The 22,435-nt window shown below is 70.6% G+C and carries 20 protein-coding genes and 1 pseudogene; 9 read left to right on the forward strand and 12 right to left on the reverse strand.

All coding sequences use genetic code 11. The features are described 5' to 3' along the window. Nucleotides 1-68: 68 nt before the first annotated feature. Nucleotides 69-563 carry an SPW repeat protein gene (locus tag CP975_RS28775; protein ID WP_246201663.1) on the reverse strand — a complete coding sequence of 165 codons (495 nt, stop codon included), beginning with the start codon at nt 561-563 and terminating at the stop codon, nt 69-71. 210 nt (nt 564-773) lie between these two features. Between CP975_RS28775 and CP975_RS28780 the strand changes: the two genes are divergently transcribed. Together CP975_RS28780 and CP975_RS28785 are read left to right on the forward strand one after the other, a co-directional pair. Next, on the forward strand, nt 774-1,247 hold the full coding sequence (locus tag CP975_RS28780) for an NUDIX hydrolase (protein ID WP_055531515.1): 474 nt from the start codon (nt 774-776) through the stop codon (nt 1,245-1,247). A gap of 137 nt (nt 1,248-1,384) precedes the next feature. Next, nucleotides 1,385-1,633, forward strand: coding sequence for an SCO4226 family nickel-binding protein (locus CP975_RS28785; RefSeq protein WP_030778038.1), 249 nt, complete (start codon nt 1,385-1,387; stop codon nt 1,631-1,633). A gap of 69 nt (nt 1,634-1,702) precedes the next feature. Here the strand turns inward: CP975_RS28785 and CP975_RS28790 are convergent, their stop codons facing one another. The 4 genes from CP975_RS28790 to CP975_RS28805 all read right to left on the reverse strand — a co-directional run bounded on the left by CP975_RS28790 (nt 1,703) and on the right by CP975_RS28805 (nt 5,205). Then, nucleotides 1,703-2,125, reverse strand: coding sequence for a DUF6003 family protein (locus CP975_RS28790; protein ID WP_055531513.1), 423 nt, complete (start codon nt 2,123-2,125; stop codon nt 1,703-1,705). Nucleotides 2,126-2,209: 84 nt separating this feature from the next. Beyond that, nucleotides 2,210-3,508: a phosphatase PAP2 family protein gene (locus CP975_RS28795; RefSeq protein WP_055531544.1), complete on the reverse strand. Its 1,299-nt coding sequence runs from the start codon at nt 3,506-3,508 to the stop codon at nt 2,210-2,212. Nucleotides 3,509-3,593: 85 nt separating this feature from the next. Further along, nucleotides 3,594-4,694 carry a hypothetical protein gene (locus tag CP975_RS28800; protein WP_150477516.1) on the reverse strand — a complete coding sequence of 367 codons (1,101 nt, stop codon included), beginning with the start codon at nt 4,692-4,694 and terminating at the stop codon, nt 3,594-3,596. A 250-nt stretch (nt 4,695-4,944) separates the two neighbouring features. Further along, nucleotides 4,945-5,205, reverse strand: a complete 261-nt coding sequence (locus CP975_RS28805) for a hypothetical protein (protein ID WP_150477517.1) — start codon at nt 5,203-5,205, stop codon at nt 4,945-4,947. 266 nt (nt 5,206-5,471) lie between these two features. On the opposite strand from CP975_RS28805, the gene CP975_RS28810 reads away from it, so the two are divergent. Further along, nucleotides 5,472-5,906 (forward strand): hypothetical protein, encoded by a 435-nt coding sequence (locus CP975_RS28810; RefSeq protein ID WP_055531508.1) that lies wholly within the window; start codon nt 5,472-5,474, stop codon nt 5,904-5,906. Between the two features lie 47 nt (nt 5,907-5,953). Here CP975_RS28810 and CP975_RS28815 read toward each other — a convergent pair whose 3' ends face one another. The 3 genes from CP975_RS28815 to CP975_RS28825 all read right to left on the reverse strand — a co-directional run bounded on the left by CP975_RS28815 (nt 5,954) and on the right by CP975_RS28825 (nt 9,745). Continuing rightward, entirely contained in the window at nt 5,954-7,918 is a 1,965-nt protein-coding gene (locus CP975_RS28815) for an ABC transporter ATP-binding protein (protein ID WP_055531543.1), read from the reverse strand. Between the two features lie 337 nt (nt 7,919-8,255). Then, nucleotides 8,256-9,125, reverse strand: coding sequence for an alpha/beta fold hydrolase (locus CP975_RS28820; protein ID WP_055531506.1), 870 nt, complete (start codon nt 9,123-9,125; stop codon nt 8,256-8,258). Next, a complete protein-coding gene (locus tag CP975_RS28825; protein ID WP_055531504.1) occupies nt 9,122-9,745 on the reverse strand; it encodes a TetR/AcrR family transcriptional regulator in 624 nt (207 codons plus the stop codon). Before CP975_RS28825 ends, CP975_RS28820 begins: the two co-directional genes overlap by 4 nt. A 217-nt stretch (nt 9,746-9,962) precedes the next feature. Here CP975_RS28825 and CP975_RS28830 point away from each other — a divergent pair, with 217 nt between their 5' ends. Further along, a complete protein-coding gene (locus CP975_RS28830; protein WP_055531502.1) occupies nt 9,963-10,871 on the forward strand; it encodes an isocitrate lyase/PEP mutase family protein in 909 nt (302 codons plus the stop codon). On the opposite strand, the gene CP975_RS28835 is transcribed toward CP975_RS28830, so the two are convergent. From CP975_RS28835 to CP975_RS28845, 3 genes are all read right to left on the reverse strand, one after another. After that, a complete protein-coding gene (locus CP975_RS28835; RefSeq protein ID WP_055531500.1) occupies nt 10,831-11,604 on the reverse strand; it encodes a polysaccharide deacetylase family protein in 774 nt (257 codons plus the stop codon). The genes CP975_RS28830 and CP975_RS28835 overlap by 41 nt on opposite strands. A gap of 97 nt (nt 11,605-11,701) precedes the next feature. Then, entirely contained in the window at nt 11,702-12,676 is a 975-nt protein-coding gene (locus tag CP975_RS28840) for a MerR family transcriptional regulator (RefSeq protein WP_055531498.1), read from the reverse strand. 102 nt (nt 12,677-12,778) lie between these two features. Further along, nucleotides 12,779-13,609 (reverse strand): MurR/RpiR family transcriptional regulator, encoded by an 831-nt coding sequence (locus tag CP975_RS28845; protein WP_055531496.1) that lies wholly within the window; start codon nt 13,607-13,609, stop codon nt 12,779-12,781. A gap of 39 nt (nt 13,610-13,648) precedes the next feature. On the opposite strand from CP975_RS28845, the pseudogene thrC reads away from it, so the two are divergent. From thrC to CP975_RS28875, 5 genes and pseudogenes are all read left to right on the forward strand, one after another. After that, nucleotides 13,649-14,533 (forward strand): annotated as a pseudogene (gene thrC, locus CP975_RS28850) (threonine synthase); the annotation flags it as partial. Nucleotides 14,534-14,662: 129 nt separating this feature from the next. Then, a complete protein-coding gene (locus tag CP975_RS28855) occupies nt 14,663-16,762 on the forward strand; it encodes a nuclease-related domain-containing DEAD/DEAH box helicase (RefSeq protein ID WP_055531492.1) in 2,100 nt (699 codons plus the stop codon). A gap of 742 nt (nt 16,763-17,504) precedes the next feature. Continuing rightward, nucleotides 17,505-18,539 carry a hypothetical protein gene (locus tag CP975_RS28865; RefSeq protein ID WP_055531490.1) on the forward strand — a complete coding sequence of 345 codons (1,035 nt, stop codon included), beginning with the start codon at nt 17,505-17,507 and terminating at the stop codon, nt 18,537-18,539. A gap of 103 nt (nt 18,540-18,642) precedes the next feature. After that, nucleotides 18,643-20,169, forward strand: a complete 1,527-nt coding sequence (locus CP975_RS28870; protein WP_055531488.1) for an amino acid permease — start codon at nt 18,643-18,645, stop codon at nt 20,167-20,169. A 91-nt stretch (nt 20,170-20,260) separates the two neighbouring features. Then, nucleotides 20,261-21,061 (forward strand): GNAT family N-acetyltransferase, encoded by an 801-nt coding sequence (locus tag CP975_RS28875; RefSeq protein ID WP_055531486.1) that lies wholly within the window; start codon nt 20,261-20,263, stop codon nt 21,059-21,061. Nucleotides 21,062-21,437: 376 nt separating this feature from the next. Here CP975_RS28875 and CP975_RS28880 read toward each other — a convergent pair whose 3' ends face one another. Continuing rightward, complete coding sequence (locus CP975_RS28880; RefSeq protein WP_150477520.1) at nt 21,438-22,397, reverse strand: helix-turn-helix transcriptional regulator; 960 nt, start codon at nt 22,395-22,397, stop codon at nt 21,438-21,440. Nucleotides 22,398-22,435 lie beyond the last annotated feature (38 nt).

A 22,435-nucleotide genomic window follows, 5' to 3' on the forward strand; every position in this document is an offset into this window, starting at 1 on the left:
CGCGCCCCGCACTGACGCCTACTACTCCTCCTACTCCCACTGCTACTGCTGTCGCAGCTCCTTCTCGCTCAGCCAGGGCCCGCCCGGTAGGCCGCCGCCTTGCCGTGACCGGCGGCCGAACTCTCTTCCGCACGGACGGCCGCGCTGGCGGCCACGCCCAGCAGCAGGGCCACCGCGCCGGTGATGACGTTGCAGACCACCGACCTGGTGGTGCTCATGTCACCCGCCACGACCCACGGGGCGACGATCGTCCAGGCCCCCAGCGCGCAAGCGGCCCACGCCATGCTGTGGGTGCGTTCGTACGCTCGGCCGAATCCGCCGCTCATCAGCAGGGCGTAGGCGATGCCGACGACGAGGTTGGTGACCGTCAGCCTCGTCAGTCCGTCGAAGCCCACGATCCAGGGCGAGCAGGCCAGGAAGAGGCCGGTGAGGAAGGCCATCGTCTCGACGGCTTGCACTTTCGGTGTGCTCGCCGCGCGCTCGGCGATCTCATGACGAGCGCGGATGTCGATGATGTCGGGATGCGTCTCCATCGATGACGGGGACCTGGGGGACGTTGTCATGTCGCCCACCTCCAGCTGAGTGGTGGTACTTGGTGCGTGTGGTTCCAGATGCGTGGGGCCGCGCGAACCGATGGCACGCGGCCGAACCAGGACGCGGGCCGACGCGGTGGTCCACGGACTCATCGGCCGGCTCAGGCATGGCGATCACCATCCAGAGTACTCGCGGAGGCGCCGCGCCACCCGGCGTGGGAGGCGCGCTAGCCTCCGGGTATGGATGTGCGACTGGCCGCGTACGCCGTGTCCGTCGAGAGCGGGCGGGTACTGCTCGCCCATGCCGTGAAGCCGGACGGCGAGAGGGTCTGGACTCTGCCCGGTGGCAGGGTCGAGGACGGGGAGGATCCGTTCGACACGGTGATCCGGGAGGTCGCCGAGGAGACCGGCTTGGACGCCGTGGTGGAACGCCTGTTGGGTGTGGACTCGCGAGTCATCCCCGCGGCGGAGCGCCGCTCACCCGGCAGGCCCGCGCTCCAGAACGTCGGCATCTTCTACCAGGTCCGCACCACCGGCGGCCGGCTCCGCCCGGAGCCCAACGGCGACACCGCCGAGTCGGTCTGGACCCCGCTCTCCGACGTCCCCCGCCTCGTTCGCTCGTCGCTGCTCGACATCGGTCTGGCCCTGGCCCGAACCGCCCCGCCGACCGGCCACGTCGCCCCCGTCCCGGTCGGCGGCCTGATCCGGCACTGAGGTCACCACGCCCGGTCGCCCCCAGGGTCGAACAGGCGCACGCTGGAAGGAGTGGAGCCGGGGCTGGCGAGCGGAGTTGGCAGTTTCGGAAGCTCCCGTACGCGCGTACGCGCATTGTCGGAAGGAGGTGCGACGCCATGTCCAAGTTCATGGACGTCCACCACGGGATGAACGGCATCACGGCCGACCAGTTGAAGGAGGCCCACCAGGCCGACCTCGCCATCGAGAAGGAAGAAGGCGTCCACTTCGAGAAGGCCTGGGCGGACCCGGAGTCCGGCACGGTCTACTGCCTCTCCGAGGCACCCTCGGCCGACGCCGTCCAGCGCATCCACGAGCGCGCAGGACACCGGGCCGACGAGGTCCACCCGGTTCCCCTCACCGTGTGAGCCCCCGGCCGCCGACCGGCGCGGGCGGGCGCGGTCCCAGCGCGCCCGTAGGTCGTCAGGCGTAGGTCGTCAGGTCGTCAGGCGGCCGATGTCCTGCGGGTCGATGCCCGTCAGCTGGGCGATGCGCTGCGCGGGGATGCCCGCGGTGAGGGCCCGGTGCACGAGCGCCTCCCAGTCCTGGGTCGTATCCCGGTATTCGAGCAGCTCGCTCTCCATGTCCGTGACGGCCTGCGGCGCGCACTCCTGCTGGACCCGCAGCGCCTCCTCCTCGCTCAACGGCACGGGCAGGCGCTCGGCGTCCTCGGGGATGAGCGCCTCTGCCTCGGCGGGCAGGATCCTGACCTGCTCCGAGGAGACGGAGACGTCGTGGGCTTGCAGCCAGCCGTGCACGGCTGGCGTCTCCGTGCACTCCAGGCCCCCGAGGGCGGCCAGGGCCGCCCCCAGCCGCGGGCGCCGGTCGGGAAGAAGGAACAGGTATGCGTCATCGGCCATCGCGGAAAATCGCCTTCTCGTTCGGTCATCACAAGCGCGCACGGATGCTAGTGCCCCGCCTTGCGCGATCTCACGCGCGACGGCTCACACCGGTTCGGGTTGCGGCTCCGGCTGGAGCGCCGGTGCGGTCTTCGGCTCCCACAGCCTGGTGGTCCGCATGTAGCCGTAGATCACGGAGGCCATCGCCAGCAGGAGAAGCGGCCCGAACACCCCGGGATGCTCGGCCATGTCCAGCGGCAGATAGCGGTACGACACCAGGAGCCCGGTGAAGACCGCCGTGCCGTAGGCGACCAGCTGGATTCCCGAGCGGTCCCAGCCGCGGTCGAACGTGCGCAGCGCCGCCTCGACGGTGAGCGCGAACACCACGCCGGCGATGAGGTCCACGCCGTAGTGGTAGCCGAAGCCCAGCGTCGCGCTGAGCGTGGCGACCAGCCAGAACGCCCCCGCGAACCGCAGCAGGCGCGGACCCTTGCGGGAGTGGATGAAGATCGCGGTGGCCCACGCCGTGTGCAGGCTGGGCACGCAGTTGCGGGGCGTGATCCCGTCGTACGGCACCGGTTGCGGGACGCCGATCGGCGGCGGTGTGTTCGGCCACAGGTCGGCCACCGCCCACTCCACGCCGCCGGTGCCGGAGGTGCCGGGGCCGTAGGCGAAGATCGGTCCGACCACCGGGAAGATCATGTAGATGCCGGGCCCGATGAGGCCGATCAGCAGGAAGGTGCGCACCAGGTGGTGGCGGGGAAAGCGGCCCTCGGCCGCCACGTTGCGCAGTTGGTACAGGGCGACGACGATCGCCGCCACCGCGAGCTGTGCGTACACCAGGTCGAGAACGTACGTGCTGACCGGGCCGGAAGCCCTGAGTATGCGGCCTGCCAGCCACGACGGGTCGCCCAGTGCGTGATCGGCGGTGGCCACATACGGATCGAGCACGGTGGGGCGGGTCTTCGACGTGATGAGCAGCCAGGTGTCACCGGTCTTGCGGCCGGCCACGAGGAGCAGCCCCAGACCGACGCCCTTCAGCAGCAGGAGGCGTTCCTTGCCCGTACGACGCGTGATCGCGAAAGCCGCACAGCCCAGCATCGCCCACAACGCGCCGTTGCCGATGAAGTGGTCCTCGGGCACCTCGGCGCCGACCGCCCACCGCACCGATACGAAGACGACGTCGACACCGATCGCGGCACCGGCCGCGATGAACCGCTGCCGCCAGGTGAGCACCACCATCATCAACGCCAGGCCGCCGTACAGAGGCCCCGGTTTGGGGGGAAATATGACCTCTCGCGCCTGGTTGGTGATCGGCCCCGGTACGCCGCCGTAGCGTCGCGCGGCGATCTCCAGCGCGATGAGGAATCCGAGGGTCACCACACACGCCGTGGCCCACAGGATCGCTCGCCCCCGCGAAACTATAGGTATCAATTGTTTGACCGATGGTTAGACGTTATTCGGATGACCGATCATGTCACGACCGCCTTCACGGCCTGTGTGCGTGATCCGGCACCGCGGAAACGCCGGGCCTGGCCACGCGGAGGATCCCGTCGGCCAGGCGGGCCAGGGCGAGCAGGGTGGCGAGTGTCCAGATCGCGGCACCGGGCCAGCCGAAGCCGAACAGCAGCGGTGCCAGGACGAGCAGCATGAAGGTGATGAGCAGGGCGGGGAAGACCATGGCCAGCAGGCCGTACGGGATGCTCCACCCGCGGGTGAACTGGCGAGGCTGCGGGCTCTGGCGCCACAGGTGCTGACTCAGCCACGAGCGGGCGTCGGCCATGGCGCGCGGCCGCACGAAGGGCTCGTCGACGAAGGCCAACAGGAGCAGATAGCCGTCGAGTCTGAGGAACGGAATCAGGTTGATGGCGACCGTGAAGAGGTTGGCCAGCACCAGCCGCCACCAGAACTCGGCTGGCCCGGCCAGGTCGGCAGCCGCGAGGAGAGCGGCGAGCGAGGCCACGCCGGCGTTGACCATGACGCCGGCCAGGGCGACGACGGAGCGGGCCCTGCGGGGCAGGCGCCAGCTGGAGGAGACGTCGCAGAAGAACGCGGGGCAGACGTAGTACAGGAGGGCCACGCCCATGCGGCGCGGGTGGCCGCCGAGTGCGGCGACCGCGGTGGCGTGGCCGAACTCGTGGCAGACGTTCACCACGATCATGGCGAGCAGGATGTGCCACCACATGCCGGGTGAGGGGTCGAGCAGCGACCGGGCCATGTCCGGGAAATGGGTGGCGGCCAGACAGACGCCGACGACCAGGAGCAGCGCGTACAGCAGCCGCGTGATCCGGCTACCGGCGAGGGTGCCCACCGCGGCCAGCGCGCGGGTCAGTCTGTGCGGCCGGTAGAGCGTGAGTTGGATGGTGACCGGGTTGGGCCGCGTGAGTCGCTTTTCGGCGGCTGCGGGGCCGTCGGTTTCGAGCAGGCCGAGGCGCGTGAAGTGCTGGAGTAGTTCAGCGGCCTTCCGCGCCCCGATCCGGGCCGACCAGGCGCGGGTGACCTCGTCGCGGGAGCGGGTGCCGTCCAGGTCTCGCAGGAGCCCGATCGCGTCCCGGCCCATGCGGAGATACAACCCTTCCGGCAGACTCACCACGGTTCTCTCGCCGTGAGTGGTGAACTCGACGCCGGGTCGCAGAGCGGGCCGGGATGGCGTTTGCACGGGCGGGGCAGGCGAGACAGCCGAGGTAGTCATCAGGTCAGGTCTCTGTGGGGAGCAGGGCGAGTGATGCCCGTCGGGCCCGGCACGGGCCGCCTCGTGAAACGACGTTGCGCGAGGGCGAGTAACGCCGGGCGAGGCGGCGCGCGCCGGAGGAGGGGAGGGAGTTGCCGGTGGGGGCGTCTCAATGGGCGCCGTTCCACCACCGCTGGGTGTTGTAGGCGGCCGAGCCGAAGTTCTTGACCGCCTGGGCCCCGTGGTTCCACGCATCACCCCAGTTCCCCTTCACGCCTTCGTGGACGGCCTGCCCGGTGTGTCCCACCCCGTCCCAGCCCTGCTTCCACGCCAGCTCGCCGGGTCCGTCGAGCGGTGCGACGTGGGCGTCGAGGGGCTCCAGGACCTCGATGTCCAGATCCAGTGTCGGGTCGAGGGCCTGCGTGCTCATGAGCGCCTGCATGTGCGTTCCTGCTTTCTGTCCGGAGAGGGTGGCGGGTGCCCGCCTGACGATTCAGAGAAGCAGAACACCGACGCTCTTTCTCCTACCGCCCATTCGCCCCGGCGCGAAGTCGCTCGATTGGCGCCCCCAGGGCGGACCGGTCCGGCGCGTCCGCCACGACGAACCCGCTGGGTGAGCCACTATCACGCCGGGAAATCCAAACGGTTTCCCCACTCCAAGTGTGTGCAGTCCCAGTGTTCGCAGAAGGGGAATTCATGTCCGTAGTACGTCGTGTCTCCGCACTGTCCGTGACGGTTCTGGCGGCAGCCAGCCTGCTCACCGTCCCGGCCCACGCCAGTTCCACCTCCGCCACCTGCGGAAGCCGACTCGAGCACTACAGCGGCACCTTCACCGGAAGCTTCAAGCCCACCGGGAACAAGGCCACCCACCACGTCACCGTGGAGTTCCTCGAAAGCAACGCGGTGCACGCCACCTCGGTCAACAGCAAGACCGGCAAGGTCCAGTCCACGGGCGCCAATTACTTCGTCGCCGAGGTCGACAAGAGCCCTGCGATCGCCCTGAACACCATGGAAGGGACTTTCGCGGGTCTCCCGTCCTGCAACTCCCACGGGCATGTCGTCAAAATCAAGGGCGGAGTCTCCAAGGACGGTTTCAAGACCGAAGCGCCCTTGACGCTCCGAAGGGTCTGACACCGCCCGACCATTCCCCGCCTCGATACGCCTGTCGTCCTCCCGGGTCATGCGGGATCCGCGACGGTGGGAGAGGCGGGGTTCGGAATGCTTTTGGTGGGGGCGTACTGGGCGGCCTGCGCGGTGAACATGGCGGCGTAGCGGCCCCCGGCGGCCATGAGTTCGTCGTGGCTGCCGTGCTCGGCGAGGCGTCCGTGATGGAGCACGTAGATGCGGTCGGCATGGCGCACTCCCGACATGCGATGGGTGACGAGGACCACGGCCCGGTGGGGGGCGGCGAGGCGGCGGATGCGGTCGAAGGCCTCGATCTCGGCCTCGGGGTCGAGGGCGGAGGTGGGTTCGTCGACGATGAGGACGCTGTCAGCCCGGGAGGTTGAGCTGCGCCAGTGGGTGCGGGCGAGCCCCACTTTCTGCCACTCACCGCCGGACAGTTCGATGGCTCCGCGGAACATGCGGGCCAGCAGACTCCGCAGCCCGTCGGGGAGTTTGGCGATGACGGGGCCTGCCCCGGCGTACTCCACCGACGGTCGCAGGTCCTGCGGTGAGGCGCTGCGGGCGGGGCGGCCGAGGCGGATGTTCATCGCGGCGGTCACGGGCCAGCGCTGGAAGTCCTGGGTGAGCAGACAGACGCGTTCGAAGAGCTGGGAGCGGTTGAGGTCGTTGATGTCCGCGTCGCCCCACAGGAGGGTGCCGTCCTGGGGAAGCAGCAGACCCGAAAGGATCTTCATCAGCGTGCTCTTGCCCGAGCCGTTCTCGCCCACGACGGCGGTGACCGATCCCATGGGCAGCGTGAGCGTCACCTGGTCCAGCGCCGGGGTGTCACGGTCGGGGTAGCGGTAGGTGACGTGGTCCAGCACGATCCGCTCGACGCGGTCGGGGACGGGGGCGCCGCCGTCGGGGATGGTGCGTTGTGCGGCCTGGACGAGGAAGCGTCCGTGGTCGCGTACGTACAAGGACTCCTCGTGCAGCTGGTTCACGTTCATCACCAGCGCGCCCAGACTGGCCGACCCGGTCCGTACGGCGATCACCGCGGTGCCCGCGACGGCCAGACTCATGTGACCGCTCGTGATCAGCCAGAACATCGTCCCGTAGGTCGCCGCCATCGCGAGGCCGGACAGGGCGGCGGCGACCCACTCGGTGAGGGCCTTGCTCGTGGCCAGTCGCTCCTGCTCGGCTTCGGCGCTCTCGGCCATCCGCCGGTAGCGGCTGAGCAGGAAGGCGCCGACGGCGTGGATACGCACCTCCTGTGCGGCGCTTCGCTCGGTGAGGAGGTTGCCGATGAGGCGGCCGGCGCGCACGTGCTCGATCCAGCTCATCCGTGACACGTAGCGCTCCTGTGCGACACGCATGGCGCCCCAGCCCCGTGGGGCGGCGATCAGGATCAGCATGGGCAGCAGGGCGGGGTGCAGGACGGTGAGCACGCCGGCCGTGGTGATCAGCGAGATGACGCCGTTGAGCGCGGCGACGCAGGCCCCGATCATGCGGCGGGCGGAGGCCGGGCCGTACTGGGCGATGTCGATGAGCCGGCGGAAGTCGGGGTCGTCGATCGCCTCCAGTTCGACGGAGGCCGAGGCGGCCAGGTACTGGGTGGTCGCGATCCGCTCGACGAGCGGTTCCAGACGCCCCGCCCGGGAGGTGGACCACGCGGCCAGGGCCGAGTTGACGACGCCGACGACCCCCGCGGCGAGCAGGCCGGGCAGCAGGGCGTGCAACCGCTCGACGGGGCTGCCGGTGCCGCCGAGCAGGGCGTGCATGACGGCGTTGACGGCGAGCAGTCCGACGGCCGCGGCGATGCCCTGGCCGATCTCGCTCATCGCCACCGCGAGGAGCGCTCGCCGGTCGGCGTTCCAGGCCATGCGCAGGGTCGCTCCGACCAGGCCCGGCATGGAGCGGAGCGCGGAGCGCATGGTCAGGTCCAGGGTGGCGTGCTCGTGTTGGGACCAGCCCATGTCGTAGCGCAAGGGGCCGCCGAACAGCTCCCGTTCGGCGTCGGAGACCTTGGGCTCGGCCATGCGTACCGGCCCGAAGAACCTCTTCACAGGGCGCCTCCCCGAGGGGCGGCGTCTTCGAACGCAGGATGAATGAGGGCAGGGCGACACAAGCGGTGCATGGGCGCTCCTCGGCGTACGATGCGGACAGGTGATCGGATAACTCAGCCGTTCCTGTCCCCGTCACGGGTGCACGGGAGCTAAATCTAGAACCGGATTTCGAATAGCCGGGCGACCCTTGGTGGGGTGGAGCGCGCCGCGCCGTGATGCTGCGTTCGACCACTCCTGTGGGTCTGGGTACGTCGTCCGGGGGATTGCCCAGCACGGGCGTCCGGGGTGGGCGGCCCCGTCGGTCGCGCGTTCACCGCGGCGCGGCGGCGATCTCTTCGAGGAAGGGGCCGATCGCATCGATGAAGTGGTCGTTCCGGTCCCCGGCCACCATGTGCCCGGCGCCCGCCACGTCGACGCGCCGCGCGTGGGGAACCCCGGCGCAGAACTCCTCGGCGATGTCCTCGCGCACCACGTCGCTGATCCCGCCGCGGACGAGCAGGATCGGCGCGCCGACGCGGCGTGCGGCGTCGAGGAGGCGCTCCGCCATGCCGGGCGGGTCCATCCGGCCCTCGAAGCTGTCCAGCAGGCGGGGGTCCCAGTGCCAGACCCAGCGGTCGCCGCGGCGCCGCAGGTTGTCACGTATCCCCATTGCCCCCGACTCCGAGGGTGGCCGGTGCGGCAGGTAGGCCGAGACGGCCGCGGCCGCTTCCTCCACGCTGGCGAACCCGTGCGTCCGTCGCATGAACTCGACGATCCGCACGACTCCGCGAGGGTCCGGCCGATGGGCGACGTCGACGAGCACCAGGGCGCGGACCGCCGCTTCGGGGGCCTCTCCGGCGGCGAGCAGCGCACTCAGTCCGCCGAGCGAGGCGCCGATGACCACCGGTCGGGCGCCGAGTCCGGCGACGAGCGCACGGACGTCGTCGGCGAACAGGCCGAGGTCGTAGTCGCCGTCGGCCGACCACGCGCTGGTGCCGTGGCCGCGCAGGTCCGGGGCGATGACCTGCCAGCCCAGCGCGGCCAGCCGGGGGCCGGTCCGGCCCCAGGCGTGCCGTGTCTGGCCGCCGCCGTGCAGCAGGACGAGCGGAGGCGCCGACGCCTCGCCCCACACGTCCGCCGTGAGCCTGATCCCGCCGCGGCCGGCGAAGCTGCGGGCCCGTCGCGGCGCGCCGGCCGTCATCGCGCGTCCCCGGTTCGCAGCGGCGCGAGGAGCCGGTCGCGGTGGGGGTCGGCGGCCGCCGCGGCGAGCGCGACGTCCAGCGCGAGCAGCGCGCGTTCGAGGAACCGGTCGTCGTCGATCAGTGCGGCCACCCACTGGTGCAGCGCGCCCACGCACGCGGTGCTGACCACGGCGGCCAGCGCGTCGGTGGCGATGTCGGTGCGCAGCAGGCCCCGCGCCCGCGCGTCCGCCAGCGCCCTGCGGAGGTGGGTGTGCGGACTGCGGTGGAGTACGAGGCCGCTGTCCTCCCACTCACGCACCATGCGACGCGATACGACCGGATCGCCCACGAACAACTGGACGGTCGACCTGACGACCTCCCTCGGGTCATCGGCTCCCTGCGACCCCAGGCGGCGCTCCAGCTCGTCCATGAACTCGGCGGCGAGCGCCTCCCAGATCTTGTCGCGCGGTCCGACCAGGTTGTACACGGTGGCAGGGGAGACCTCAGCCCGCGCGGCGATCCGCTCGGTACTGATCACCGCTTCCGGGCCCTCCCGCAGCAGTTCGCGCGTCGCCTCAAGGATCCGCCCGCGCCGCCGCGCCTTGTGCCGCTCGCGCAGCCCGCCTTCGACGGCCTCCATACGCGCACACCCCATTCCTCTGAGCCCAGAAACTTAGAGACATCTATAACTTTAGAGGTCCCTCTGGATTCTGCAAGGCTCTGGCCGCAGTGACGTTTCTCTGGTGAAAGCGCTGGGCCGGGAGGGTGAGGGGAGCGCGGGTCGGGGAGGCCCGCTCCTCGTGCCCGAAATCATCCTGTCTCGGCCACCCCCCACCCACATGACCAGGAGTCAGGCGTTGAACTACGGAACCGAGCTGAGAGACCGGATCGCCGCGCCGGGCACGACTCCGCTGATCGGCGTGTACGACATGTACTCGGCGTCCGTCGCGGCCGGCCACTACGACGGGCTCTTCGTGTCCGGCTTCGGCTTCGCCGCCTCGTACTACGGGCTGCCCGACATCGGCTTCATCGCCTGGCCGGACATGCTGGCGTTCGTACAGCGGCTGCGCGGAGCGTTTCCCCGGCATCACCTGCTGGTGGACATCGACGACGGTTACGCCGATCCCGAAGTGGCCTGTCATGTGGTGGAGAGTCTGGAGCGGATCGGGGCTTCGGGCGTGATCCTGGAGGACCAGAAGCGGCCCCGCCGCTGCGGGCACGCGGACGGCAAGCAGGTGCTGCCCCTCGACGAGTACCTCACCAAGCTGGAGATGGTGCTGCGGACCCGCGAGGACATGGTGGTGGTGGCCCGCACGGACGCGACGGACGAGGCGGACATCATCGAGCGCGCCAGCCGCCTGGCGGCCACCGAGGCGGACGTGATCCTGGTGGACGGCGTACGTGACGTCGAGTGGGTCCACCGGATCCGCGAGGTCGCCGACGGCAAGCCGCTGCTGTTCAACCAGATCGGCGGCGGCAAGTCCCCGCGGCTCTCGCTCGCCGAACTCGCCGAACTGGGCGTGGACGTCGCCATTTACAGCACGCCCTGCCTCTTCGCCGCGCACGAGGCGATGGAGGCCGCGCTCGCCGAGCTGAAGCGCGCCGGCGGCAGGCTGCCGTCCGTCGACCCGGAACGCGGCGTCGGCGTCGCCGCCTCGACCCGGCTGCTGGAACGGAACATCGCCCGCCACCGCGTGGCGCGGGGCGGCCCGGCCGGGGCCGCGGTCAGCGCACCGGGAAGCCGAACGAGTAGCCCTGCTCCTTGAGTCGGGGGAGGAGCCGGCGCAGGGCCTCGACGGTCTGGGTACGGTCACCGCCCGCGTCGTGGAAGAGGAGTGTCGGTCCGTTGGGCAGTTCGCGCTCGACGGTGGCGACGATGGCGTCCGTGCCCGGTTGCTCGAAGTCCTTGGTGTCCACGTTCCAGCCCAGCGGGCGCATGCCCCGGGAAGCGGCCAGTTTGCGGCTGTACGGGGTGAAGGCTCCGCCGGGCGCCCGGTAGTACATCGGCCGCACGCCCCCGGACGCCTTGGTGATCATGCGTTCGGCATCGAGTATCTGCCGCGACTGGTAGGCCTGGGAATCCTTGTCCATGGCGGTGTTGTGAGAGACCGAGTGGTCGCACAGCCGGTGCCCGGCCGCGACCACCTTCTTCACCAGGTCCGGGTGAGCCTGCGCCTGCGTGCCCACCATGCAGAACGTGGCCTTCACTCCGTACTCCCGCAGCAGGTCGAGCACTTGAGGGGTCCACTTGGGGTCGGGGCCGTCGTCGATGGTGATGTTGATGCCGCGCTTCCCCTTCTCCGAGGCGTGCGCGATGGCCGCCGAGACGGGCTTGACGGCGCTGCCCGGCGCGGTCGGCGCGGCCGCCTCCGGCGTCGAGTCGTCCGTGGCGCCGGCCTGCGCGGTCCACACCGAGGCCCCGGTGGCGAGCATCGTCACCCCGAGGGCCGCCCCGATCAACTTGCCGTACCAGCCCCGCCCGCCGCCGTGCCGCGCCATGTCCGCCCCTCTCGCGCAATCCCTCGCCGTTCTCCGGTCGTCTCACGACCACCCGGCAGGACGAGACACACGGGCCACGGGATGCGTCTGTTACCGATCACGGACAATTCCGGGAGATTTCGCGGACAACCCACTGCCGGGTGCGGAGTGCCTGGGAGGCCCAGGTGAGCGCGGGCGCCAGGCTTTCGGGTGGCGGCCAGCCGTTGATGACGGCCAGCAGGGACAGGTACTGGTCTCGGCGCGGGTCGTGCATCTGTTCCAGCCGGGCGGCAAGGCGCCGGTGAAGGGCAGGGGTGTCGTACGAGGCCTGGTCGCCGAGGATGCGCGCGTAGTGGGCCGCGAGTGCGGCGACGATCGGGTCCGCCGCGGGCGATTGGGGTGCGACACCGGCTTCCAGAGCCGGTGTCACCTGAGCCCGTACGGCTTCGGTGAGGATCAGGGGACGGCCCGTGCCGGCGTCCGGGGCCCGGTCGGCCCCCAAGTCCTGGGCCATGCCGTGCAGTGTGGTGCGGAAGCCGTGGTCCTGGAGCAGCTCCGCCAGTTCCACCCAGGCCTCGATCTGCTCGGGTTCGGGGTCGTTTGGCAGTTCGGGTGTCAGTGAGCGGGTGGCCGCGGCGAACGCGGGGTGATCGTGCAGGCCGTCGAGCACGGCACTGAGGAAGTCGTCGATCAGCCCTTGCCGTTCGGCTTCCGACAGGCGTGCCAATCTGTGCATGAGGTCCATCTCCCGGGGAGTCGAGCCGCGCCGGGCCACCGCCGCCAGTACGGCGCGGCGCTGCCGCAGGACGCGGATCTGCACGTCCAGCGCATCGGCGTGCGTCGCCGCGACGTCCGTCAGCAGAGCCTCCCGGTCCATGACCTTGCGGATCGTGGCCAGGTCGATGCCCAACTCGCGCAGTGTGCGCACGAGTTCGACGCGGGCGATGGCATCGGGGCCGTACCGGCGGTACCCGGCGGGGGTGCGGTCGGTGGGTGGCACGAGCCCGGTGTCCGCGTAGAACCGGATGGCCTTCACCGTCAGACCCGTCCGCCGGGCCAGATCACCGATCGAGTAGAGCGTGTCGCCGTTCATGCCCCTACCCTCATGTCTCCTGTAACCGGAGACTCAAGCCTCTGCTCGCGCCCGTTGGCGTTGCCGTTGCCGTTGCCGTTGCCGTTGCCGTTGGTGTTGGCGTTAAAGCGTGTCCTCCGGCCGATCCAACTCCATGGTCAGACCGTCGAGTTCCTCCAGGCGGTTCGCCGAGCCGGTCAGGTGGGGAACCGTGGCGACCAGGATCAGCTCGGTGACGGCCACGATGTGGGTGAGGGGAGCGATCGGGCCGGCTGCTTCGCTGGGCAGGCGCAGCAGCACGTCGGAGTCCGGGGCCATCGGCGATCCCCAGGCGTCGGTGACCAGCACGAGTCGTGCCCCGCGCGCTCGGGCGGCCCGGACGAAGCGCGCGGCGCTCTGCGAGTAGCGGCGGAAGTCGTAGGCCACGATCAGGTCCTGCGGGCCGATGTCGACCAGCACCCTGGCCCGGGCGGCCGCCTCGTGCGGCACCTGGCGCACGCGCGGACGCAGACCGGAGAGCTGGCGGACGAGGTAGTCGGCGGCGAGTTCGCTGAGCGGTCCGCCGATCCCCCAGACGCCGCCGGCGCCCGCGAGCAGGGCGCCGATGCGGTCGAGGAGGGGTTCGGTCGCGGCCTCGACCGTGCCGCTGAGCCCGGCGAGCAGCTCCTCGGCAGCCTGGTGCGGTGCGGCGGGAGAGGTGCTGACGAATTCCCGCAGCCGCGACCGGTCGTGCTCCCTGCTCTGCGCGCGTACGGAGGACTGGAACTGCGCGAAGCTGCTCCAGCCGAGCCGGGCGATGAGCCGGGACGCGGTGGGCGGGCTGACCTCGGCCCGGTCGGCGAGGGACCGCAGCGAGCCGAGCGCCGCGAAGGGGTAGTCACCCAGGAGCACCCGCACGATCGCCTGCTCGCCGCGCGGCAGTTCGGGATACATCTCGCTGAGCCGCGTCGTCACCAGGTCCGGACGGCGGGTTGAGTCGTACGACCCACCGGCTCGTTCAAGGACCGCGGCATGACAGTGGCGGTCAGCAAGGCGGTCGAGGCGGGCACGGAGATGCTGGTGTGCGCGTCGACCGGCAACACCAGCGCCTCGGCCGCCGCGTTCGGCGCGCGGGCCGGGCTCAGGACCGTGGTCCTGGTCCCGAAGGGAGCCGTCGCGCTGGGCAAGCTCGCCCAGACGGTGCAGTACGGCGCCGAAGTCGTCGAGCTGACCGGCACCTTCGAAGACTGCCTGCGGGTCGCCAGGGAGTTGGCCGCTGAGCATCCGGTGGCCCTGGTCAACTCGGCGGCCAACGACCACCGTCTGGCGGGCCAGCAGACCGCGGCCTTCGAGATCGTCGACGTGCTGGGCGATGCCCCCGACCTCCACTGCCTGCCGGTCGGCAATGCCGGGAACATCACCGCGCTCTGGCGCGGCTACACGGCGTACGAGAAGGCCGGACGCGCCGCGCACCGCCCGCGGATCTGGGGCTTCCAGGCGGCGGGCGCGGCCCCGCTGGTCCTCGGGCGGACCGTCGAGGCTCCCGAGACGGTGGCCAGCGCCATCCGGATCGGCAACCCGGCGTCCCGGGCGGGCGCGCTGGCGGCCCGCGACGAGTCCGGCGGCCGGATCTCGGCCGTCTCGGACGAGCAGATCCTCGCTGCCTGCCGCCTGCTCGCCCGCCACGAGGGGGTGTTCGTGGAACCGGCGTCGGCGGTCGGCGTCGCGGGACTGCTCGCCGAACACGCGGCGCGCCGGGTGCCCGCCGCCCAGCGCATCGTCATCACGGTCACCGGCAACGGCCTGAAGGATCCCCAAGCCTCGATCCCGGAGGGCTGCCACTCGGTGGAGACGTCGACGGCCACCTCCGATGTGGTGCGGGCTCTGGGTCTGGTCTGAGCGGCGCCCGACCGAGTTCGAGGAGCAGCCGGCCACCACGAGGGGGCGAGCCCGCTACCTCCTCGCGCACCCTGCCGTTACGGTCGCGGACGGTCCTATGATCGTCACTCCGCGTACGAGGGGGCTGGTATGGCGGCAGGCGGTTCGGCGGCACGGCGGGCGCAGGAGGCGCGGCGGCAGGAGCGGCTGCTGCGCGAGCAGTGGCAGTCCGCTCGTCGGCAGGCGCGGCAATGGGAAGCGGCGAGCGAGGGTGAACGGCGGGTCGCGGCCCAGCTGTTGGTACTCACTGAGCGTGGGTGGAGGCTGCTCGTAGACCGCCGATGGCCGGGGACACGGACCGCCAACGTGGACATGCTGATGGTGGGCCCCGGCGGGGTCTTCGTCATCGACGTCAAGAACTGGCGCCGTGCTCCAGAGGTCGCGGACGGCAGGTTGCGCGCCGGTGGCGAACCGCGGGACGAGCATGCGGCCAAGCTGCTGGCGGTCACGAAAGCCGCCGAGAGCGCGGTCGCGTCGCTCGGCCTGTCCCCGGTGGCGGTCCAGCCCCTCATGGTGTTCGCGGGGCACCGGGTCGATGCCGGCCTCGGTCGCATCCGGCTGCTGGGGGAGCACGAGGTCGGTCCCGCGCTGCTGTCGGAGTGCCGCAGGTTGCGCGCGGAGTCCGTCCGCGCGATCGCCGACCATGTGGAGCGCGTCTTCCCCGACTATGAGGGATCGGCGGTGACCGAGCGGATTCCGCCGTCTCCGGGCCAGCCTCAACAGGGCGTACCGGATGGCCTGTTCGACCTGGAGGGTCTGCGCGACGCGGCCCTGGAAGAGGCGCTGCGGGCCCCGATCGAGCAGTGGATGACCTTTCTGCACCCCGATCAGGTCGCACTGGTACGCCGCAACTGGTCGGGTCCGGCGCGCATCAGCGGCCCGGCGGGCACGGGCAAGACGGTGGTCGCACTGCACCGCGCGGCCCACGTGGCTCGACGTACCGGCGGCCGGACCCTGTACGTCACGTACGCCAACAACCTGCCTCGCGTACAGGCCACGTTCCTCAAGGCCATGGCCCCGGCGGTCGCCGACCGGGTGGACTTCCGCAGCCTGCACTCCTGGGCGCAGGAATTCCTGCAAGAACGTGGCGTCCCGGTGAGGCTGCACGGGAACAAGGCGCAGACCGCCTTCAGCCTCGCCTGGAAATACGTCGGACGCGACAGCCGCCTCGCCGAGGTCGACCCGGCGCCGATCTACTGGCGAGAGGAGATCGACCACGTCATCAAGGGCCGCGGCATCACCACCTTCGAGGAGTACGCGACCGTGCCTCGGCGCCGACGCAGGGCGAGCCTGCGCCGCCCCCACCGGCAGGCGGTGTGGGAGCTGTACGAGGCATACGAGGAACTGCGCATCGCGCGCGGCGTGCACGACTTCAACGACGTGCTCTCGCTCGCCCTGGCCGAGGCGTCGCGTCCCACCGGCCAACTCCCCTATGCGGCCGTCATCGTGGACGAGGTCCAGGACCTCACCCTCGTCGGGGTACGTCTGTTGCACGCCCTCGTCGGTGACGCCCCCAACGGGTTGCTCCTGGTCGGCGACGGCCAGCAGGCCGTCTATCCGGGGGGATTCCGCCTGACCGACGCCGGCATCGACATCCGCGGCGACCGCGGACAGGTCCTTCGTACCAACTACCGCAACAGCAAGCAGATCCTGGACGTGGCGCTCACGGTCGTGGCGGAGGACGCCTTCGAGGACATCGACGGCCTGCGAACGCCCGGCCGCCGCGACGTCGATCTCACCTACCACGATGGGCAGGTGACCCGCGTCACCAAGCCGACTGTCCATGACCACGACCAAGCGCTGCTGGACGCGCTACGTGCCATGCCCGGTGGCACGCGAGCCGATGCGGCCGTTTTGTGCCCGTCCAAGCGAGCCATCGGTCATTACCAGCGACTGCTCGCTCAGGCGGACATCCCGGTATGCCTGCTGGAGCACTACGACGGGCGCCCCGTCGACGCGGTCAAGCTGGGTAGCTACCGCAGAGCCAAGGGCTTGGAGTTCAAGCGGGTGTATCTGCCGCAGCACGACGCCGCTCTGTCGGACGGGGTACCGGCCGGTGAGCGGTTCGGAGTCGCCGAGGTGCCCGAAACGCTAAGAGAGCGCGAAGAGCTGCTGCGCAGCCAGCTTTTCGTGGCCATGACCAGGGCACGAGACGTGCTCTGGCTGGGGAGCGTGGGTTCGCCTCGTTGACAACGGGGGAGCCCATGGCGCAGTGGGTTCTGGATCACGTCCTGCACGGGCCGCCCGTGCCTGTGCCGTCGTACGGATTCGACCTCACGCCGGTGGTCGCACACAGTCTGCGTCGCGCAAGCACTGCCCGCGATGGTGGCGGAAACCGCTGTGGCCGCACACTTCCGCCCGCACTTCCGCCCACTATGACATCCGCTCACGGACAGTGACCACCGCTCCGAACTGGCCTAATGATCCCGTGTCCGGAAGGGTGGCACCAAGGCATCCGTACACGCCTGAACGCAGCGCCACCTGCGATGCCTGCGCGCCACCAGCGCGCCTCAACTCTCCTACATCACACGCAACTTGCCTTTTCGTCGTCGTGCCGAGGCCCCCGCACTCCGTCGAGTTGCCGCCGCCAACTCACCTGTCGCACAGGCATGTTGCTCGCGGGCTGCGAGCGTCCGAACCCCGGTGGCGCACCGTCCGAGAGCTGCGGTCGGCGGGTTCGGTCACGGATGGCGACGCTGGCCCGCCGCGTGGCCGAAACTCATAGCTGAGCAACCGAACAATCTTGGGATTCTCTGGTCATGCGCCTCTCCAGGCACTTAAGTACCTGTCGAGCACTCGCTACCGGCCAAAGGTGAGAGCCACCGGCCCGGCCCCCCATCCCAACTGTCCCGAGAGTCCTTCTGCCTATGCTCGCCCGTGCACACCGTTCGGTGTCGTGCTCACATGAACCGGCGAGCCGAGGGATGCGTTGATGGAGAGTTCGACCCCGGCCGGCCGGGCGAACCCGGTCGGCCGAGACGCAGATCTCTATGCGGCGGTGCAGGACGTCCAGGCGGGTTACTGGATGCAGATGCGGCAGGTGCTCGCCCGGACGGGCAGCTGGACGCAGTGGACATCCCGTACTCAGGTTCTTGGAGTCGTCGCGGCTCAGGCCAACGTTGTCGAGCTGTGGCTGAAGGAGGAACCGGAGAGCCTCGCCGCCCGGGTGATGTACGCCAGGGTCGCCACCGAACGCGTGTTGCAGGCCCACCGCAGGGACTGGGCGCGTGACTACCGGCGGGCAGGGGACCTGGAGAAACTGGTGGCCAGAGCCCGGGACGCGTGCCACAGGGCGGGCGAGGGGAACGCCGACGACGCGGTGCCCTGGATCTGCCGCCTGGCCCTGGCCGAGGCGGACACGACAGGACGCTACCCGGAGCATCACGTGGCTCCGCCACCCCATGAGTACCTGCTGCCCGGCGGGCCATGGGGCCTGCTGGGGGAAGCGCACCGACGAGATCCGTTCAACCGCGAGGCATGGCACCGCATGTCCCAGGCGCTCCAGGCCCGCCCGGGCCCCGCGGGCCGCCAGGCCGTCGCGACGGACTTCGCCCGCTGGACGGTCTCCTTCGCGCCGCCCGACTCGCCCCTGCTTCTGCTGCCCCTCTACGCCCGGGTGCAGGAACACCGGGAGCGACGGGACAACGGCGCCGAGGTCATGCTGAACCTCCTGTGGACCAGGGAGGACACCACCCGGGCCATCACGCAGGCATTCGAGGGCTGGTTCCGAAAGTGTGATCCGGCCACCAGTTCACAGCTGGATCTCAACTACCTCGCCTACGCCCTGGCGAGGGGCGGCTTCGCCCAGTGGGCCGGCGAAGTGTTCGATGCCATCGGCGATTTCGCCACTCCTGCGCCGTGGCAGTACGACGCCCGGCACCCCGACAACCAGTGGCGGAAGGCGTTCGAGGAGGACCGCGTCGCCTGCCTGAGATCCCGCCCGCGGCGTTCGGGAAGACATCCATGACCGCCGAGCTGTCACCCACGGGCGGGCACCGCCACGTCTCGCCGACAGCCCGGCGGCCACCCGCCTGCACCCCCCTACTTCAGCTTTCCTGTGCGGAGAACCAATGACTTCGGTAAGAACACCGCGCCAGCAGCCGATCCCGGTCGACGACGACGGGGAGGACGCACGCATCCTCCAGTCGCTGGGCTACACCCAGCAACTGCACCGCCGGATGGGGGATTTCGGCAACTTCTCCGCCTCCCTGTCGGTCATCTCGATCATGTCGGGGACCTTGCTGCTGTTCGGCTACGGCCTGAACTCGGGAGGCCCCGCGGTGATCACGTGGGGGTGGCTCGCCGTAGGGCCGCTCGTGCTGTGCCTGGCCGCGTCCCTGGCGGAGATAACCTCCCGGTACCCCACCAGCGGCGGCCTGTACTACATGGCCCGCCAGCTCGGCGGCGAGCGGTGGAGCTGGTACACCGGCTGGCTCAACCTCCTGGGCCTGCTCGGCGGGATCGCCGCCCAGGACTACGGCATCGCGACCTTCACCGCCGCGTGGATGAACCTCCAGTTCGGCTACACCCCCACCCCGGGCTCCCTGCTGGCCCTGTACGCCGTCATCCTCGCGCTGCACGCGGTACTGAACCTCTTCGGCACCCGGCTGATGAACATCTTGACGTCCCTGAGCGCGTGGTGGCACCTGGCAGGGGCCGTCGCCATCATCGGGTCCCTGGCGTTCGTGCCCTCCCACCACCAGTCGGCCGGCTTCGTCTTCTCCGAGTTCACCAACAACACGGGCTGGAGCGCCCCGGTATACGTGGTCCTGCTGGGCATGCTGCTGCCGGTGTTCGCCCTGGCCGGCTACGACACCTCGGCCCACTTGAGCGAGGAGACCAACCACGCCTCCGTCGCCGCGGCCCGTGGGGTCTTCCGCTCGGTGGCGGTGTCCTGGATCGCCGGCGGCATCCTGCTGACCACACTGCTGTTCGCCATCCAGGACTACACAGTGACCCTGGAAAGCCAGACCGGCGTACCGGTGGCGCAGATCCTTCTGGACGCGCTGGGCATGGCGGCGGCCAAGGCCCTGCTGCTGGTGATCATCGTGGCCCAGTTCCTGTGCGGCTACACCGTGACCGCCAGCGCCAGCCGGATGATCTACGCCTTCGCCCGGGACGGTGCCCTGCCCGGATCGGGGCTCTGGAAGAAGGTCAGCCACCGCACCGCCATCCCCGCCAACGCGGTCTGGCTCGCGGTCGCCGTGGCGTTCGTACTCGCACTGCCTTCCCTGTACTCCAACGCGGCGTTCGCGGCGGTGACCGCCATCTCGGTCGTGGGATTCACCTCCGCCTACGCCATCCCGGTGCTGCTGCGCCTGCTCCACCGCGACCGATTCACCCCAGGACCCTGGCACTTGGGCCGCTGGAGCCGGCCGATCGGATGGGTGGCGGTGGTGTGGGCGGGCGCGGTCACGGTGCTGTTCCTGCTGCCGCAGAGCAGCCCGATCACCACCACCACCTTCAACTACACACCCGTCGCGGTGGTGGTGGCCTTCCTCATCGCCGCCCTGTGGCGCCGCTTCGGACGCGACTCCTACCACGTGCCGCGCTCCGGATCCCCCACCGAGGACGAGCGGTTCGAAGGCATCATCTGATGCCGGCGATACCGCGTACGAAAACGCGCACGACAGCGCGTACGAAACCGCGTTCGACCCCAACCCAGCCCCAACGACCCACGGGAGTACGGTGACTGGCCTCACGGAGTCCATCGAATCGGCACAGCAGCTCGCCGTGGCCTGGCGTGCTTTGGTGCTCGACCGCGACGCGGACGCGGATGTGCGAGACCTCCCCGGCATCGCCGTCCGCTGGGCCGACTGCCGGTTCTCGTTCTACAACTGCGTCACGCTGACCGACCCGGGAGCAGGAGCCGACCTCGTCGCGCGGCGCCTGAGCCGGGCGGCGGACATCATGCGCACGAAGAAGCACCCGGGCTTCCTGTGGCTCTTCGAAGGCCTCCTCGACGACGAGGCGCGCACCGCGCTGACCACGGCGGCCGAGCAGGCCGGCCTGGAGTACGCCTTCCCCGGCACGGGCATGGCCGGTGACCTGCTGCCCATTCCCGACCCGGTCCACCCCGACCTGACGTTCGTACGGGTGCGCACCGACGAGCACCTGCGGGCCTACGCGGACCTCCAATCGAGCGCCTACGGGTTCCCTTTGGAGGAGGGCCGCGACGGCCTGGTCGGGTCCGCACACTGGAAGAGTGAGATGTACGCCTACCTGGGCATGCGGGGCGACATCCCGGTGGCGTGCGCCGCGACGGTCGAAGCGCAGGGCCGTCTCTTCGTCGCCTTCGTCGCCACCGACCCGCGGTGGCAGCGCAGGGGCTATGGCGAGGCGGTCACGCGCAAGGCGCTGTACGAGGGCGCCCGAGCCACCGGGCTGACCCGCGCCACCTTGCACGCGACCGTCGCCGGGGCTCCCGTGTACCCGCGCATCGGCTTCACGCCGAACTCACCCATTCACTTCTTCAACTTGAAGAAGTGAGGCCTCGGCGGGCCCCGGGCCGGAGGCCGTGGACATCGCCGCGGGTCGCTTCGGGTGTGTGACCTCCCGGGCCCGCTGGACCGGCTTCTGCGACGCCGACCTGCCGACGCCCGTGACGGCGGTCGACGACGGACCTGTCGGCATGCCGGCGAGGGGGCGTTGGGGCGGGCGGGGCGAGTCATGGGCACTCCCGGACCTGTCGGTGCGCGCGTCCCGACTCGATACCGGTGTCACCAACGTCCGGTCCTCATACACCTAGTCGGCCATTGCCTCCACCGCCCAGGGCGTCACCGACAAGGTCGTGTGCGTGTGCTGTGGGCAGCTGCGCCGGGTCAACAACCGCACCGCGGACGGCCGGTTGAGAGTTCACTGCGGCTCACCCGGCGGCGTCCAGGGCGCGGCGCGCGGCAGTGCGCAGGTGCCTGCGGACGGCTTCGTCAGCGTCCAGGGTGTAGTCGGCGCCGAGGCCGGCGAGGAGCTGGGCGATGCCGGGGAGGTGGTCGCCGGAGCAGTCCACCGTGCAGGCGTCGGGGCCGGCCGGCCGGATGCGGGTGGCGAGGGCCCAGGTGCGGCGGCGGACGGCGTCGGCGGGTTCCCGGACCGTGGCGATGGCCCGATAGCGCACAGGCGCGGCAGCGATCTTCGCTGCCACATAGGCGGCTGGGTCGTGGCCGGGCACGAGCCGGGGGGTGAAGCGGTGGCGGGTCGGGGCCAGGTCGGTGACGCGGTCGAGGCGATAGATGCGCCAGTCGTCGCGGGCGTGGTCGTGGGCGAGGAGGTACCACAGGCCGCCGGAGGCGACGAGGTGGTGCGGGTCGGCGCGGCGGTCAGCGCTGTGGCCGGTGCGGTTGGTGTAGGCGAAGGTGACGGTCTCCCGGTCCCGGCAGGACGCTGCCAGCGCGGTCAGGGTCGCCGGGTCGGTTCGCGGTCCGCGGCGCTCCCATTCGATGGTGGCGGTCGCCTGCTGGAGGGCGGCCACCTGGGTCCGGAGGCGGGCGGGGAGGACCTGTTCGAGTTTCGCGAGGGCGCGCAGGGTGGTCTCCTCCATGCCGGTGAGGTGCCCGGCGGCGGTGCGCAGGGCGACGGCGGTGGCGGTGGCTTCGTCGTCGTCGAGGATGAGGGGCGGCATGGCGGCGCCGGAGGCCAGGCGGTAGCCGCCGGCGTGGCCGGTGGTGCCCTCGACGGGGTAGCCGAGATCGCGTAGGCGCTCGATATCGCGCCGGACGGTGCGGCCGGTGACGCCGAGCCGCTCGGCCAGCTCGGCGCCGGACCACTCGCGGCGCGTCTGGAGCAGGGACAGCAGGCGGAGCATCCGTGCGGGAAGGTCGGTCGTCATGTTTTCCAGGATGGCGTGCTCTGAGGACGTGAGGTGTC

It is taken from the genome of Streptomyces alboniger (genome assembly GCF_008704395.1).
Classification (GTDB): Bacteria; Actinomycetota; Actinomycetes; order Streptomycetales; family Streptomycetaceae; genus Streptomyces; species Streptomyces alboniger.